The sequence below is a fragment of the Nocardioides luteus genome, from assembly GCF_015752315.1.
GTDB lineage: Bacteria > Actinomycetota > Actinomycetes > Propionibacteriales > Nocardioidaceae > Nocardioides.
In genome coordinates this window covers 1,989,981-2,003,266 of record NZ_JADOVJ010000001.1, presented here as the reverse complement: position 1 = coordinate 2,003,266, position 13,286 = coordinate 1,989,981, and the positions used below count along the sequence as shown (strand labels likewise).

The following is a 13,286-nucleotide window of genomic DNA, read 5'->3' as shown; positions in this document are numbered from 1 at the left end:
CGTTCCTCCTGGTCCGGTATGTGTCCGCGCCCCTCTGGGGCAACCTCGGCAACTCTGCGGCAGAAAGTGACGACCGTCACGGTTGTGTTCGTTGTGTTCGTGGCCGCCATCACATCGGTGCCACCGGGGTGGGTGAGAATGAGGTGGTGCCCCGTGTCCGACCGCTCCGCTCCCGCGCCATCCGCGATCGTCCGGTGGCTCAGCAGGTGCTGCTCCTCCAGTTCGGCACGGTGCTGCTGCTCGTCGTCACCGGCATCCTGATGGCCTCCTACGACGCCCGCCGCGACTCCTACAGCCGAGCCACCCAGCGCGCGGTCGCCGTGGCCCAGACCGTCGCCGACTCCCCCACCGTGCGTACGGCGCTGCGCGGCGATGACCCGACGGCGACCCTCCAGCCCTGGACCGAGGAGGTCCGCCACGACACCGACACCGACTTCGTCGTGGTGATGGACCTGGATCGCACCCGCTACACCCACACCGACCCGGACCAGATCGGCGGGAAGTTCGTCGGCGACCTCGGCGGTGCGCCCGAGGGCGACGTCTTCACCCAGCAGTACACCGGGACGCTCGGCCCCTCGGTCCGTGCGGTGGTCCCGGTCGAGGACGGCGAGGAGATCGTCGCGCTCGTCTCCGTCGGCATCACGGTCAGCGACATCAACCGCGGACTCAAGCGCGACGTCGGGATCGTGCTGCTCTGCGGCGGGCTCGTCCTGGTCGCCGGGCTGGCCGGCGCCTGGCTGCTGAGCCGGCGCCTGCACCGGCTGACCCACGGCCTGGGCGAGCACGAGCTGGCCCGGATGTACGAGTACTACTCCGCCGTCCTCCACTCGGTCCGCGAGGGTCTGCTCCTGCTCGACGGCGAGGGACGGGTCCAGCTCGTCAACGACGAGGCGCGGCGGCTGCTGGCGCTGCCCGACGACGTGGTCGGCACCCGCATCGAGGATCTCGACCTGGCGCCCGGCCTGGTGGCCGCCGCCCGCGGCCGCACCGCCGAGTCCGACGACCTCTACCTGGCCGGCGAGCGGATCCTCGTCGTCTCCGCGGCACCGGCCCGGTGGGACGGCCGCGACGTCGGCTCGGTGGTGACCCTGCGCGACCACACCGAGCTGCGTTCGGTGACCGGTGAGCTCGACGTCGTACGCCGGCTCACCGAGTCCCTCCGGTCGCAGAACCACGAGGCGGCCAACCGGCTGCACACCGTGGTGTCGCTCATCGAGATGGGCCGGTCCTCGGAGGCGGTGGAGTTCGCCACCGAGGAGCTGCAGGTCGCCCAGCTCCTCACCGACCAGGTCGTCGGCGCGGTGGAGGACCCGGTCGTCGCGGCGCTCCTGCTCGGGAAGTCGGCCGAGGCCGCCGAGCAGGGCGTCGAGTTCCGTATCGTCGGCGAGCTGCCGCCGGGCACGGGCATCCCGCCCCGCGACCTGGTGACCGTGCTGGGCAACCTGGTCGACAACGCCTTCGACGCCGTCTCCGGCCTGGAGTCGCGTCAGGTCGAGGTGCGCCTCACCGGTGACGACCACACCCTCACGGTGCTCGTGGGCGACAGCGGTCCCGGCCTGGACGACGCCGCCTCGGCGCGCGTGCTCGACCGCGGCTGGACGACCAAGGCCGAGCCCGGCACCGGTCGCGGCCTCGGCCTCGCGCTGGTCGTCCAGGTCGCGCGGCGCCACGGCGGCGAGGTCGTCGTGGGCCGCTCGCACCTCGGCGGTGCCGAGTTCACGGTCACCCTTGCGACGGAGGTGGCGGCATGAGTGTCCGGGTGCTGGTGGTGGAGGACGAGGCGCTGGCTGCCGAGGCCCATGCGGCGTACGTCGGGAGGGTCCCGGGCTTCGCCCTCGCCGGGATCGCGCGGTCGGCGCGCGAGACGGTCCGGGCGCTCGATGCGGCCCGCGACGCCGGTGCTCCGGTCGATCTCATCCTGCTCGACATGAACCTGCCCGACGGTCACGGGCTCGGGCTGCTCAACAGGCTGCGTACGGCCGGACATCTGTGCGACGTGATCGCGGTGACGGCGGCGCGGGACACGAAGGTGGTGCGGCAGGCCGTCGTGCAGGGCGTGGTGCTCTACCTGCTCAAGCCGTTCACGTTCGCGACGTTCCGGGCCAAGCTCGAGCAGTACGCCGACTACCGGGCTCGGCTCGAGGCCGCCCCCGAGGAGGTCGTCCAGGACGAGGTCGACCAGCTGCTGGGGTCGCTGCGCCCCACCGGGAGCACGCCCCTGCCCAAGGGCATGAGCGCGGAGACGCTGCGCGCCGTGACGGCCGCGCTGCGCGAGGCCGAGCGCGACCTGTCCGCGAGCGAGGTCGCCGCAGTGGTCGGGGCGTCGCGCGTGACCGCTCGTCGCTACCTCGAGCATCTTGCCGACAAGGGCCTGGCCGCGCGCGGGGTCCGTTACGGTCCCAGCGGCGGCCGGCCCGAGGTCGGCTACTCCTGGATCTAGACCGGGGTCTTCTCGCCCTCCGCCGCCGGCGGCGGTGGCGCGGCGTGGTCGTCGACCATGGTGGTCTCGTCGAACGGGTCCTGACCAGCCAGAACACGGTCGAGCTGATCGCGGTCCACGGTCTTGGTCCAGTGACCCACGAGCACGGTGGCGACCGAGTTGCCGGCGAAGTTGGTCAGCGCACGGGCCTCGGACATGAACCGGTCGATACCGACGATGAGACCGACGCCGTCGACCATCTCCGGGCGGTGGGACTGGAGCCCGCCCGCGAGGGTGGCGAGGCCGGCGCCGGTGACACCGGCGGCGCCCTTGGAGGCGATCATCATGAACAGCAGCAGGCTGATCTGCTCGCCGATGCTCAGCGGGTCGCCCATCGCGTCGGCGATGAAGATCGAGGCCATCGTCAGGTAGATCGCGGTGCCGTCCAGGTTGAACGAGTAGCCGGTCGGGACCACGACACCGACGGTGGCCTGGTCGACTCCGGCGTGCTCCATCTTCGCGATCAGGCGCGGCAGCGCCGACTCGCTCGAGGAGGTCGAGAGGATCAGCAGGAACTCACGCGCCAGGTAGCGCAGGAGCTTGAACAGGTTGACGCCGGTGGCCAGCTTCAGCAGCGCACCGAGCACCACGAACACGAACAGCGCACAGGTGATGTAGAAGGCGATCATGATCACCGCGAGGCTCTTCAGCGCGTCGACGCCGGTCTCGCCCACGACACCGGCGATGGCACCGAAGGCACCGATCGGGGCCACCCACATGATCATCGCCAGCACCCGGAAGATCAGCTTCTGGGCCCACACGACGACGTTGAGGATCGGCTTGCCCGACTCGCCCATCCGCTGCAGCGCGAACCCGATGAGCAGCGCGACGAGCAGCGTCTGCAGCACCTCGCCGGAGGTCAGCGCCGAGAACAGGCTTGTCGGGATGATGCCGAGCAGGAAGTCGGTGGTGCTGGCGTGACCCTCCGCGGCCGCGTCCTGGCCGGCCTTGGAGGACTCCGGGTCGAGCTGGAGGCCGCTGCCCGGGTCGATCACGTTGCCGACGACCACACCGATCGCCAGGGCGACCGTGGACATCACGATGAAGTAGAGCAGCGCGAGACCGCCGACCCTGCCGACCTTCGCGGCGCTGGCGACCGAGCCGACGCCGATCACCAGGGTGCAGAAGATGATCGGCTGGATCATCATCTTGATCAGGTTCACGAACGCGGTGCCGATCGGCTTCAGCTCCACCGCGAACGACGGGGCGATCAACCCGACCAGGATGCCGAGCACCACCGCGGCGATCACCGCGATGTAGAGATAGTGGGTGCGGTCCTTCTTCGGTGACGGTGCGGGACCGGCGGTTGTTCCAGCCATGTTCAGGCTCCTCGAGACGGCGGGGGTGATCTGGCTCACTATCCCGCCTCTCCCCCGGTCGCGGCCAGGCTCCCACGCCCGGGACCCTCGATCGGCAGGCGGCGGGCGACGCAAAATGGTTCGCGCTCGGCCTACGTCGCCGGGCAGAGTCGACGCCCATGACGAGCAGCGATCTGTGGGACCGTGAGACGGCCGAGCGCTACGACGACCCCGACGACTGGGTCAACTCGCCCGAGGTGACCGGGCCGGTCGCCCGCTTCCTCGCCGAGGTCGCCGACGGCGGCCCGGCGCTCGAGCTCGCCATCGGGACGGGCCGGATCGGCGTACCTCTGCGGGAGCTGGGGGTGCCGGTCACCGGCATCGAGCTCTCCGAGCCGATGGTCGACGTCCTGCGGCGCAAGGTCACCGCGGAGGAGATCCCGGTCGTGGTCGGCGACATGGCCACCGCCGAGGCGCCCGGGGTCGGGACGTACTCGTTAGTCTATCTGGTCTTCAACACGATCGGGAACCTGCGTACGCAGGAGGAGCAGGTCGCCTGCTTCGCCAACGCCGCTCGGCACCTGGCTCCCGGCGGTCGCTTCCTGGTCGAGGTCGGGGTGCCGGGGCTGCGGCGGCTCCCGCCGGGGAGCCCGGCGATCCCGTTCGACGTCTCGTCCGGTCACCTGGGGTTCGACACCTACGACCTGGTCACCCAGCAGGCGATCTCACACCACTACACCCGCGAGGCCGACGGTCGCTTCCGCTATGGACAGCACAACTTCCGCTTCGTCTGGCCCTCCGAGCTCGACCTGATGGCCCGGCTGGCCGGGATGACGCCGGAGGCCAGGTACGCCGGCTGGGACCGCTCCGACTTCACCAGCGAGTCCACCAGTCACGTGTCGCTCTGGCGCAAGCCCGAGTAGCGCTGGAACTCCCAGGCGAGCCGGATCGCCTCACGGATGGCTTCGCCGGGGGCGCGGTCGAGGTACACCTCGATCTTGTGATGCGCCTCGAGCCTCGGCGGGCGTCATGCTCCCGGAGCGTACGCCGCCTGCCACCGCTCCGCGGCGACCTTCGCCGCCTCGCCGATGAGCCCGGCGAGCTCGGGGCGGTCGGGCACCGGGAACGAGGTGTAGGCACCTCGACCACCGTCGACCGGGCGTCCGTACGCCTTGGCGGCGAGTCGGCCGTCAGGCAGCAGGCGGACGTTGAGGGTGGTGAGCCGGAAGGCCACGTCCCTGCGGGCGTCGGTCCACTGAAGCTCCTCGGGGATGGCGACGTTGATCGCCAGGGCACTCACATCGACCTCATGACTCACAGGCCAACCCTACGATCTCCCGGCGGCGTCGGAGTCAGGTGAGGCGCAGCGCCATCTTCGACTCGGTGCGCGGGTCGCCCTCGGGGAAGGGCTGGACGTCGCCGGTGAGCTCGAAGCCGATCCGCTCGTAGAGGCGACGGCCGGACTCGTTGCCGTCGACGACCCACAGCGTCAGGACGGTGGCACCGTCGCGGCGGGCCCAGTCGGCGACACCGTGGACGAGCGCCTCGGCGAGGCCGTGGCCACGAGCGTCCGGAGCCAGCCACATCGAGATCATGTGGTGCTCGTCGTCCTGGATGATCCCGGCCGCGAGCCCGGACGGCTTGTCGCCGACCCAGGCGATCACGGCGGCGCCGGACGCCGCCCACAACCGCCAGCGCTCGTCGGGCCAGGTGGCAACCTCCTCGTAGGAGTCCCAGTAGGCCTCGGGAGTGTCCTGCAGAGCCGCCAGGCGCACCTGCTTGAGCGCCGGCCACTCATCCTCGACCACGACACGCACCTCCGCCGTCGGGACCACCTTCGCAGGGGTCCCGGCGCCGGGCAGCGAGCTCGGCCTTCTCGGGGCGCTCATGCGGCCACCTCCTCAGCGCAAGCGCAATGATACGGACGCGGCGGCCTGAGGCCTGTTGTCGCTCGCTGACGCTCGCTCATGAGGTCACGCCAGGTCGAGACCGGGGTACAGCGGGAACTTCGCGAGCAGCTCCGCCGTAGCGGCCTTCGTGTTGTCGGCGACGCCGTCCTCGATGGCGTAGGACGCCTTGGACGGCCCACCGGCCTTGGTGGTGCCGGGGGTCGTCTTGGAGAGCACGTCGACGATGAGCTCGGCGACACGGTCGAACTCGTCGGCGCCGAAGCCGCGGGTGGTCAGGGCCGGGGTGCCGAGGCGGATGCCCGAGGTGTACCAGGCGCCGTTCGGGTCGGCCGGGACCGAGTTGCGGTTGGTGACCACGCCGGAGTCGAGCAGCGCCGACTCTGCCTGGCGGCCGGTGAGGCCGAAGCTGGTCACGTCCAGCAGGACGAGGTGGTTGTCGGTGCCGCCGGTGACGAGCTTGGCGCCCCGCTTGAGGAAGCCCTCGGCGAGCGACTTGGCGTTGTCGGCGACCTGCTGGGCGTAGGTCTGGAAGCTCTCCTGCTTCGCCTCGGCGAAGGCGACGGCCTTCGCGGCCATGACGTGGCTCAGCGGGCCGCCGAGGACCATCGGGCAGCCGCGGTCGACGCTCGGCGCGTACTCCTCGGTGGCCAGGATGAAGCCGCCGCGCGGGCCGCGCAGCGACTTGTGGGAGGTGCTCGTGACGACGTGGGCGTAGGGAACCGGGTTCTCCTCGCCCTGGAACACCTTGCCGGCGACGAGGCCGGCGAAGTGGGCCATGTCGACCATCAGGGTGGCGCCGACCTCGTCGGCGATCTCGCGCATCTTGGCGAAGTTCACCCGACGCGGGTAGGCGGAGTAGCCGGCCACGATGATCAGCGGCTGGAACTCCTTGGCCTTGGCGCGCAGCGAATCGTAGTCGAGCAGTCCGGTCTCCGGGTCGGTGCCGTACTGGTTCTGGTGGAACATCTTGCCGGAGATGTTGGGGCGGAAGCCGTGGGTGAGGTGGCCACCGGCATCCAGGCTCATGCCGAGCAGGCGCTGGTTGCCGAGCTCGGCACGCAGCGTCTCCCAGTCGGCCTCGGAGAGCTCGTTCATGTTCTTGACGGCCATCTTCTCCAGCCACGGGCCCTCGACCCGGTGGGCGAGGATGGCCCAGTAGGCCGTCAGGTTGGCGTCGATGCCGGAGTGCGGCTGCACGTAGGCGTACTCGGCACCGAAGAGCTCCTTGGCGTGCTCGGCGGCGATCTGCTCGACGGTGTCGACGTTCTGGCAACCCGCGTAGAAGCGGTGGCCGACGGTGCCCTCGGCGTACTTGTCGGAGAACCAGGTGCCCATCGTCATCAGCGTGGCGGGGCTCGCGTAGTTCTCGCTCGCGATCAGCTTGAGGCTGGCTCGCTGGTCGGCGAGCTCCTGCTTGGTCGCCTCGGCGATGCGGGGCTCCACGGAGGCGATGACCTCGAGGGCTTGGTTGTAGGCAGAACTCGTCAAGGCGGACAGATCGCTCATGGATCACAGCCTAGTCAGCCGCGCGGACGAGAGCAGCATCGTGGTCGCCCCGTGGGTTGCGTACGTCCCCTATCACCGCTCGCGGGAATGGGACGCCACTCAACCGGGTTAAGAGACCGTGACCAGATGGTGACCTCGGCCACATCGCCCGCCTGAACGAGCGGGAACGTCCCACATAACGGACCAATGTCTCATATATCGGGATTCCAGATTGCGTGGAGGCCGTCCGCTCCCTGAGACTCCTTGACATGGTCACTGCTGCAACACATGCGCACCTCGTGGTTCGACGCCACGTGGACTATTGCCGCATCCGCAGCTCGATCTGTTGGCGCCACTGACGCCCAGCGCTCCGCATCCCACCGCGTCGAGCCGCTGGCCCGCCGCCCGACAGACATCCCGGGCGCCCGCCGCGAGCACGTCCCTGCTCCGCCGTGCGTCCACGACCGACGCAAAGGTTTCTCTGACATGAGCGACAACCGGTTTCAGGCCAAGCGCGCCACCCGGACCGAGATCCCCCGGCCCAAGAAGGGCGAGGGTCAGTGGGCCCTCGGTTACACCGAGCCGCTGAACAAGAACGAGGAGTCGAAGAAGAACGACGACCCGCTCAACGTTCGCGACCGGATCCTCTACACCTACTCCAAGCGCGGGTTCGACTCGATCGACCCGGCCGATATGCGCGGCCGCTTCCGCTGGTTCGGTCTCTACACCCAGCGCAAGCCCGGGATCGACGGCGGCAAGACCGCGATCCTCGAGGAAGAGGAGCTCGACGACCGCTACTTCATGATGCGGGTCCGCTCCGACGGCAAGCTGCTGTCCTCCGCTGCGGTGCGCACGCTGGGTCAGATCGGCGTCGACTTCGCCCGGGACACCGCCGACATCACCGACCGCGAGAACATCCAGTACCACTGGATCGAGATCGAGAACGTCCCGGAGATCTGGTCGCGCCTCGAGGAGGTCGGCCTGCACTCGACCGAGGCGTGCGGTGACTCGCCGCGTCCGTTCCTCGGCTCGCCGGTCGCCGGCGTCGCCGCCGACGAGATCATCGACGGCACCTCGGCGCTGCGCGAGATCGAGTCGCGCTACCTGGGCGACCCCGCCTTCTCGAACTTCCCGCGCAAGTTCAAGACCGCGCTGACCGGCCACCCCTCCCACGACGTGGCGCCGGAGATCAACGACATCGCCTTCGTCGGCACCGTCCACCCCGAGCACGGGCCCGGCTTCGACGTCTGGGTCGGCGGCGGTCTGTCCACCAACCCGCGCCTGGCCGAGAAGCTCGGCGTGTGGGTGCCGCTCGAGGAGGTCGCGGACGTGTGGGCCGGCGTCGCCGGCATCTTCCGCGACTACGGCTACCGCCGGCTGCGCTCGCGGGCGCGGCTGAAGTTCCTCGTCGCCGACTGGGGCAAGGAGAAGTTCCGCGAGGTCCTCGAGAACGAGTACCTCGACCGCGAGCTGATCTCCAACCCCTCCCCCGAGTCGCCGCTGGGCCACCGCGACCACGTCGGCATCCACGACCAGAAGGACGGCAAGAAGTACGTCGGGCTGGCCCCGATCGCCGGCCGCATCTCCGGCACCCACCTGGTCGAGCTCGCCGGCGTCATGGAGAAGTTCGCCGTCGAGGGCGCCCGGCTCACGCCGTACCAGAAGATCGTGCTCATCGGCGTCGACCCCGAGGTCGTCGAGGACCTGGTCACCGACCTGGACGCCATCGGCTTCTCTGCCCGGCCCTCCAACTGGCGGCAGAACACGATGGCCTGCACCGGCATCGAGTTCTGCAAGCTCGCGATCGTGGACACCAAGGACCGCGCCCGTGACCTGATCGCCTCGCTCGAGTCCCGCTTCCCCGAGCTCGACGCCTCGATCACCGTCAACGTCAACGGCTGCCCCAACGCCTGCGCCCGCACCCAGGTCGCGGACATCGGGCTCAAGGGCCAGCTGGTCCTCGACGACCAGGGCAACCAGGTCGAGGGCTTCCAGGTGCACCTGGGCGGCGCGACCGGTCTCACCGCCAACTTCGGGCGCAAGCTGCGGGCCCACAAGGTCACCTCGGCCGGGCTCGACGACTACATCTCCGCGCTGGTGGTCAACTACCTGGCCGACCGGACCGAGGGCGAGACGTTCTCGGCCTGGACCGCACGCGCCGACGAGGTGCTGCTGCGCGGGGAGAAGACCCTCACGGAGGTGCCCGCATGAGCGAGCGCGCCGGCACCCCGTTCCACTGCCCGTTCTGCGGGGAGACCGACCTGTGGCCGCACGAGGCGACGCACGGGTCCTGGGAGTGCCGCGCCTGCCTGCGGGCCTTCCAGCTGAAGTCGTTGGGACAGATCTCTCGGACCGTCACGAAGGAGGCGCAAGCATGAGCGTCAGCACAGCAGCCGCCCGGGCCAACCGCGCGGTCGACACCGAGGGACGTACGCCCGAGGAGCTGCGCGAGATCGTCTCCCACTGGGGAGCCGAGCTCGAGCTCGCCCCGGCCGAGACGATCATCGAGTGGGCCGCCGCCACCTTCGGCGAGCGGTTCGCGATCACGTCCTCGATGGGTGACGCGGTCCTGGCGCACCTCGCCTCGAAGGTCGTGCCCGGGATCGACGTGGTCTTCCTCGACACCGGCTACCACTTCATCGAGACGATCGGCACCCGCGACGCGGTCGCGGCGACGATGCCGGTCAACCTGTTGACGATCACCCCGGTGCAGAGCGTCGCGGAGCAGGACGCGGAGTACGGCAAGGACCTCTACCGGACCGACCCCGACCTGTGCTGCGCACTGCGCAAGGTCAAGCCGCTGGCCGACTCGCTCGCCTCCTACGACGCCTGGGCCACCGGCCTGCGCCGCGCGGAGACGAAGAACCGGGTCATCGCCCCGGTCATCGGCTGGGACGCCAAGCGCCAGAAGGTCAAGGTCTCGCCGATGGCGCGATGGTCCGACGAGCAGGTCGAGCGATACATCGAGGACAACGGAGTGCTCGTGAACCCGCTCGTCTATGACGGGTATCCCTCGATCGGCTGCGCGCCGTGCACCCGCCGGGTCGCTCCCGGCGAGGACCCGCGCAGCGGGCGATGGGCCGGCACCGGCAAGACCGAGTGCGGTATCCACGCCTGACCGGCCGCGCCGCCCGAAGGGCGCGAACAGACACAGACTTTCCGACGTTCCCCGCAACACCCGAAGGATGAAGACAATGGCAGCTCCCGCTCTGGTAGCCCTGGCTCACGGCAGCCGCGATCCGCAGTCCGCCGCGACCATCAACGCCCTCGTGGCCGAGGTACGCGCCCTGCGCCCCGACCTCCGCATCGAAGCCGCCTTCCTCGACCACTCCCGGCCGCGTTTCCAGGCCGTCATCGACAAGCTGGTCAAGGCCGGCCACGACGAGATCGTCGTCGTGCCGCTGCTGCTGACCGAGGCGTTCCACGCCCGCGTCGACGTACCCTCGGTCATCGCCGAGGCCACCGCCCGCCACTCCGGCCTGCGGATCCACACCAGCGCCATCCTCGGCCTCGAGAGCGTCTTCCTGCAGGTGCTCGACGAGCGCCTGCGGGAGTCGCTGAAGGCCGCCCGGGTGCGCGAGCTCGACGCCCTCGTCCTGGCCGCCGCCGGCTCCTCGGACTCGCTGGCCAACCAGTCCGTGGCCCGGCTGGCCCGGATCTGGGGTGCCCACCACAAGCTGCCGGTCGTGGCTGCGTACGCCTCGGCCGCTCCGCCCGCGACCGGCGAGGCCGTCCGCGCCTTCCGCGCCGAGGGCCGCCGCCACATCGCCGTCGGCATGCTCTTCCTGGCTCCCGGGCAGCTGCCCGACCGGGCCAAGGAGCTCGCCCTCGAGGCCGGCGCCGTCGCGGTCAGCGACCCGATGGGCGCCCACCCCGAGGTGGCCCGCACCATCCTGGCCCGCTACGCCGTCGGCGCCGTGGAGCTCGTCCCCGTCTGATCCGCCACCGCTGGTCGAGCCGCGAGCGCCAGCGAGCGTGTCGAGACCAACACGGTCCTCTCGGCGCTCGATAGGAACTGTGTTGGTCTCGACACGCCTCCGCCCAGCGGCTCCGGCGGCTCGACCAGAGGGTCGGCTGTCAGGCGATCTGGTGGGCGAAGATGCGGTCGAGCTCGGCGGCGGCGTCGGTGGTCACGCCGCCGTGGACGGGTCCGGGCTGCAGGACGGTGCTCTTCGGGGCCTTGAGGAGGCCGAAGCGGGCCGACTCGTTGTCGGAGAGCGCCCGGTTTCCGTACGCCGTGGCCCGGACGCCCGCGCCGAAGCCGGCGTGGGCCGCGCCGGCGCAGATCAGGTCGACCGACTCCAGGGCCGCCCGGACCAGGGAGAGGTCGAGACGCGGGGCGAAGGTGGCGAGGCGCTGCTCGTCGAGCGTCCAGCGGGCGGCGAGGAACTTCTGCTCGGGGCAGTAGAGGACGACGCCGACGTTGAGGAACTCCTCACGCTCGGGCCGGGGTACGCAGCGGAGCACGACGTACTGGTAGGCGTCCATCACGCCCCCTGGGCGGGCTCGGCCGCGGGCAGCCAGGGCCGCCCGCCGTCGAGGCGGGCACGCAGGAACGCGACGTAGCGCTCGCGCAGCGACTCCGGGGTGTCGTAGCCGGGGACGGGCTCGAGCCACTCGTCGGGTACGTCGGCGAGCACCTTCTCCAGCACCGCATCGTCGAGGCGAGCGGCGAGGTCGTCGTTCTGGGCGAGCGCCTCGGCGCCGAAGGCGCGCAGGATGTGCTCCGAGGTGTCGAAGGCCTGCGCCGCGTAGCGTGCCGGGTCGCCGCCCCCGCCGGGCCAGACGTGGTGGAAGTAGAGCGAGGCGCCGTGGTCGATGACGTAGAGCGCACCGTTCCACAGCAGCATGTTGGGGTTGCGCCAGGAGCGGTCGACGTTGGCGATCAGCGCATCCATCCACAGGATCCGCCCCGCCAGCGCCGGCTCGGGCGCGTAGGCGGCGTCGTAGCCGAACGCACCCGCCAGGAAGTCGATGCCGAGGTTGAGGCCGGCGCTCACGTTGAGGAGGTCCTGGACCTCCTCGTCGGCCTCGTAGCGCGCGATCTCGGGATCGAGGTCGAGCACGACCTGTTCCGGGGTCGGGATGTCGAGCGCCCGGCACAGGCCGGTGACGATCACCTCCGCGACCAGCACCCGAAGCCCCTGCCCGGCGCCACGGAACTTGCAGACATAGGTGCCGAGGTCATCGGCCTCCACGATCCCGGGCAGGCTGCCGCCCTCCCGGAGCGGGGTGACATACCGCGTCACCCGCACCGTCTCCAGACTCACGAGATGGTGTCCTCTTCCAGTCGTCTCTTCTCCTCGGCGATGTCGAAGCTGGGCGCGGGCCAGTCGAGATCGAGCCGGTCCAGGGTCTCCAGGAGCAGCTCGCCGATGGCCAGGTTGCGATACCACTTCTTGTCGCTCGGCACGAGGTACCACGGAGCGTACTCGGTGTTGGTGCGCTCCAGCGCAATCTCGTACGCCTCCTGGTAGCTGTCCCACAGCTGGCGCTCGTCGACGTCGCCGGGGCTGTACTTCCAGTGCTTCGTCGGGTCCTCGAGCCGCGCCAGCAGCCGCTTCTTCTGCTCCTTCGGCGAGATGTGCAGCATGCACTTGAGGATGACGGTGCCGTCGTCGGCCAGCCGCTGCTCGAAGTCGTTGATCGCGGCGTAGCGCCGCTCGATCTCTTCGGGGGCGGCGAGACCGCGGACACGTCCGATCAGCACGTCCTCGTAGTGGGAGCGGTCGAAGACACCGAGGTAGCCGGGCCCTGGCACCGCCTTCTCGATCCGCCACAGGAAGTCCTGGGCCCGTTCCTCCTCGGTCGGCGCCTTGAAGCTGGTGATCTTCACGCCGACCGGGTCGACCAACCCGACGGTGTGTTTCAGCACCCCACCCTTGCCGGAGGTGTCCATCCCCTGCAGGACGAGCAGCACCCGCTTCGGGGTGTCGCTCTCCCTGGAGGCGAACAGCTTGGTCTGCAGCTCGATCAGCGTCGGGCCGAGCTCGGCGAGCACCTGCTTGCCGGTCTCCTTGTCGGCGCCGACGCCGGGCGCGGAGTTGGTGTCGTACTTCCGCAGGTCCACCGGTCCGGCCGGCAGCCGCAGCTCGTCGAGAAGGCTCATGCCCT

Annotated in this window: 14 protein-coding genes; 7 read left to right on the top strand and 7 right to left on the bottom strand. The window is 70.1% G+C overall.

What is annotated here, in order from left to right; genetic code table 11:
- Window positions 1–146: 146 nt before the first annotated feature.
- Together HD557_RS09585 and HD557_RS09580 are read left to right on the top strand one after the other, a co-directional pair.
- A complete protein-coding gene (locus HD557_RS09585; protein WP_307785578.1) occupies window positions 147–1,751 on the top strand; it encodes a sensor histidine kinase in 1,605 nt (534 codons plus the stop codon).
- On the top strand, window positions 1,748–2,440 hold the full coding sequence (locus tag HD557_RS09580; RefSeq protein ID WP_008357223.1) for a response regulator: 693 nt from the start codon (window positions 1,748–1,750) through the stop codon (window positions 2,438–2,440). Before HD557_RS09585 ends, HD557_RS09580 begins: the two co-directional genes overlap by 4 nt.
- Here the strand turns inward: HD557_RS09580 and HD557_RS09575 are convergent.
- Window positions 2,437–3,798, bottom strand: a complete 1,362-nt coding sequence (locus HD557_RS09575; RefSeq protein ID WP_196873722.1) for a cation:dicarboxylate symporter family transporter — start codon at window positions 3,796–3,798, stop codon at window positions 2,437–2,439. The genes HD557_RS09580 and HD557_RS09575 overlap by 4 nt on opposite strands.
- 158 nt (window positions 3,799–3,956) lie before the next feature.
- Between HD557_RS09575 and HD557_RS09570 the strand changes: the two genes are divergently transcribed.
- Window positions 3,957–4,700 carry a class I SAM-dependent DNA methyltransferase gene (locus HD557_RS09570; RefSeq protein ID WP_196873721.1) on the top strand — a complete coding sequence of 248 codons (744 nt, stop codon included), beginning with the start codon at window positions 3,957–3,959 and terminating at the stop codon, window positions 4,698–4,700.
- Window positions 4,701–4,804: 104 nt separating this feature from the next.
- Here the strand turns inward: HD557_RS09570 and HD557_RS09565 are convergent, their stop codons facing one another.
- From HD557_RS09565 to HD557_RS09555, 3 genes are all read right to left on the bottom strand, one after another.
- The gene (locus tag HD557_RS09565; protein WP_196873720.1) at window positions 4,805–5,095 is read right to left on the bottom strand and encodes a hypothetical protein; all 291 of its coding nucleotides are present in this window, start codon (window positions 5,093–5,095) and stop codon (window positions 4,805–4,807) included.
- Window positions 5,096–5,129: 34 nt separating this feature from the next.
- Complete coding sequence (locus HD557_RS09560; RefSeq protein WP_050800611.1) at window positions 5,130–5,666, bottom strand: GNAT family N-acetyltransferase; 537 nt, start codon at window positions 5,664–5,666, stop codon at window positions 5,130–5,132.
- Window positions 5,667–5,750: 84 nt separating this feature from the next.
- Complete coding sequence (locus HD557_RS09555) at window positions 5,751–7,193, bottom strand: glycine hydroxymethyltransferase (protein WP_196873719.1); 1,443 nt, start codon at window positions 7,191–7,193, stop codon at window positions 5,751–5,753.
- Between the two features lie 465 nt (window positions 7,194–7,658).
- Between HD557_RS09555 and HD557_RS09550 the strand changes: the two genes are divergently transcribed.
- The 4 genes from HD557_RS09550 to HD557_RS09535 all read left to right on the top strand — a co-directional run bounded on the left by HD557_RS09550 (window position 7,659) and on the right by HD557_RS09535 (window position 11,110).
- Window positions 7,659–9,383: a nitrite/sulfite reductase gene (locus HD557_RS09550; RefSeq protein WP_196873718.1), complete on the top strand. Its 1,725-nt coding sequence runs from the start codon at window positions 7,659–7,661 to the stop codon at window positions 9,381–9,383.
- Window positions 9,380–9,550, top strand: a complete 171-nt coding sequence (locus tag HD557_RS09545) for a hypothetical protein (protein ID WP_008357238.1) — start codon at window positions 9,380–9,382, stop codon at window positions 9,548–9,550. The genes HD557_RS09550 and HD557_RS09545 overlap by 4 nt, the downstream gene beginning before the upstream one ends.
- Window positions 9,547–10,290: a phosphoadenylyl-sulfate reductase gene (locus HD557_RS09540; RefSeq protein ID WP_008357240.1), complete on the top strand. Its 744-nt coding sequence runs from the start codon at window positions 9,547–9,549 to the stop codon at window positions 10,288–10,290. Before HD557_RS09545 ends, HD557_RS09540 begins: the two co-directional genes overlap by 4 nt.
- 76 nt (window positions 10,291–10,366) lie before the next feature.
- Window positions 10,367–11,110, top strand: a complete 744-nt coding sequence (locus HD557_RS09535) for a sirohydrochlorin chelatase (RefSeq protein WP_008357242.1) — start codon at window positions 10,367–10,369, stop codon at window positions 11,108–11,110.
- Between the two features lie 139 nt (window positions 11,111–11,249).
- Here HD557_RS09535 and HD557_RS09530 read toward each other — a convergent pair whose 3' ends face one another.
- The 3 genes from HD557_RS09530 to HD557_RS09520 are packed head-to-tail and all read right to left on the bottom strand — an operon-like array spanning window position 11,250 to window position 13,281.
- Window positions 11,250–11,660 (bottom strand): DUF3037 domain-containing protein, encoded by a 411-nt coding sequence (locus tag HD557_RS09530; protein WP_008357243.1) that lies wholly within the window; start codon window positions 11,658–11,660, stop codon window positions 11,250–11,252.
- Complete coding sequence (locus HD557_RS09525) at window positions 11,660–12,442, bottom strand: HipA family kinase (RefSeq protein ID WP_196873717.1); 783 nt, start codon at window positions 12,440–12,442, stop codon at window positions 11,660–11,662. Before HD557_RS09525 ends, HD557_RS09530 begins: the two co-directional genes overlap by 1 nt.
- The gene (locus tag HD557_RS09520) at window positions 12,439–13,281 is read right to left on the bottom strand and encodes a PPK2 family polyphosphate kinase (protein WP_008357247.1); all 843 of its coding nucleotides are present in this window, start codon (window positions 13,279–13,281) and stop codon (window positions 12,439–12,441) included. The genes HD557_RS09525 and HD557_RS09520 overlap by 4 nt, the downstream gene beginning before the upstream one ends.
- Between the last annotated feature and the right edge of the window lie 5 nt (window positions 13,282–13,286).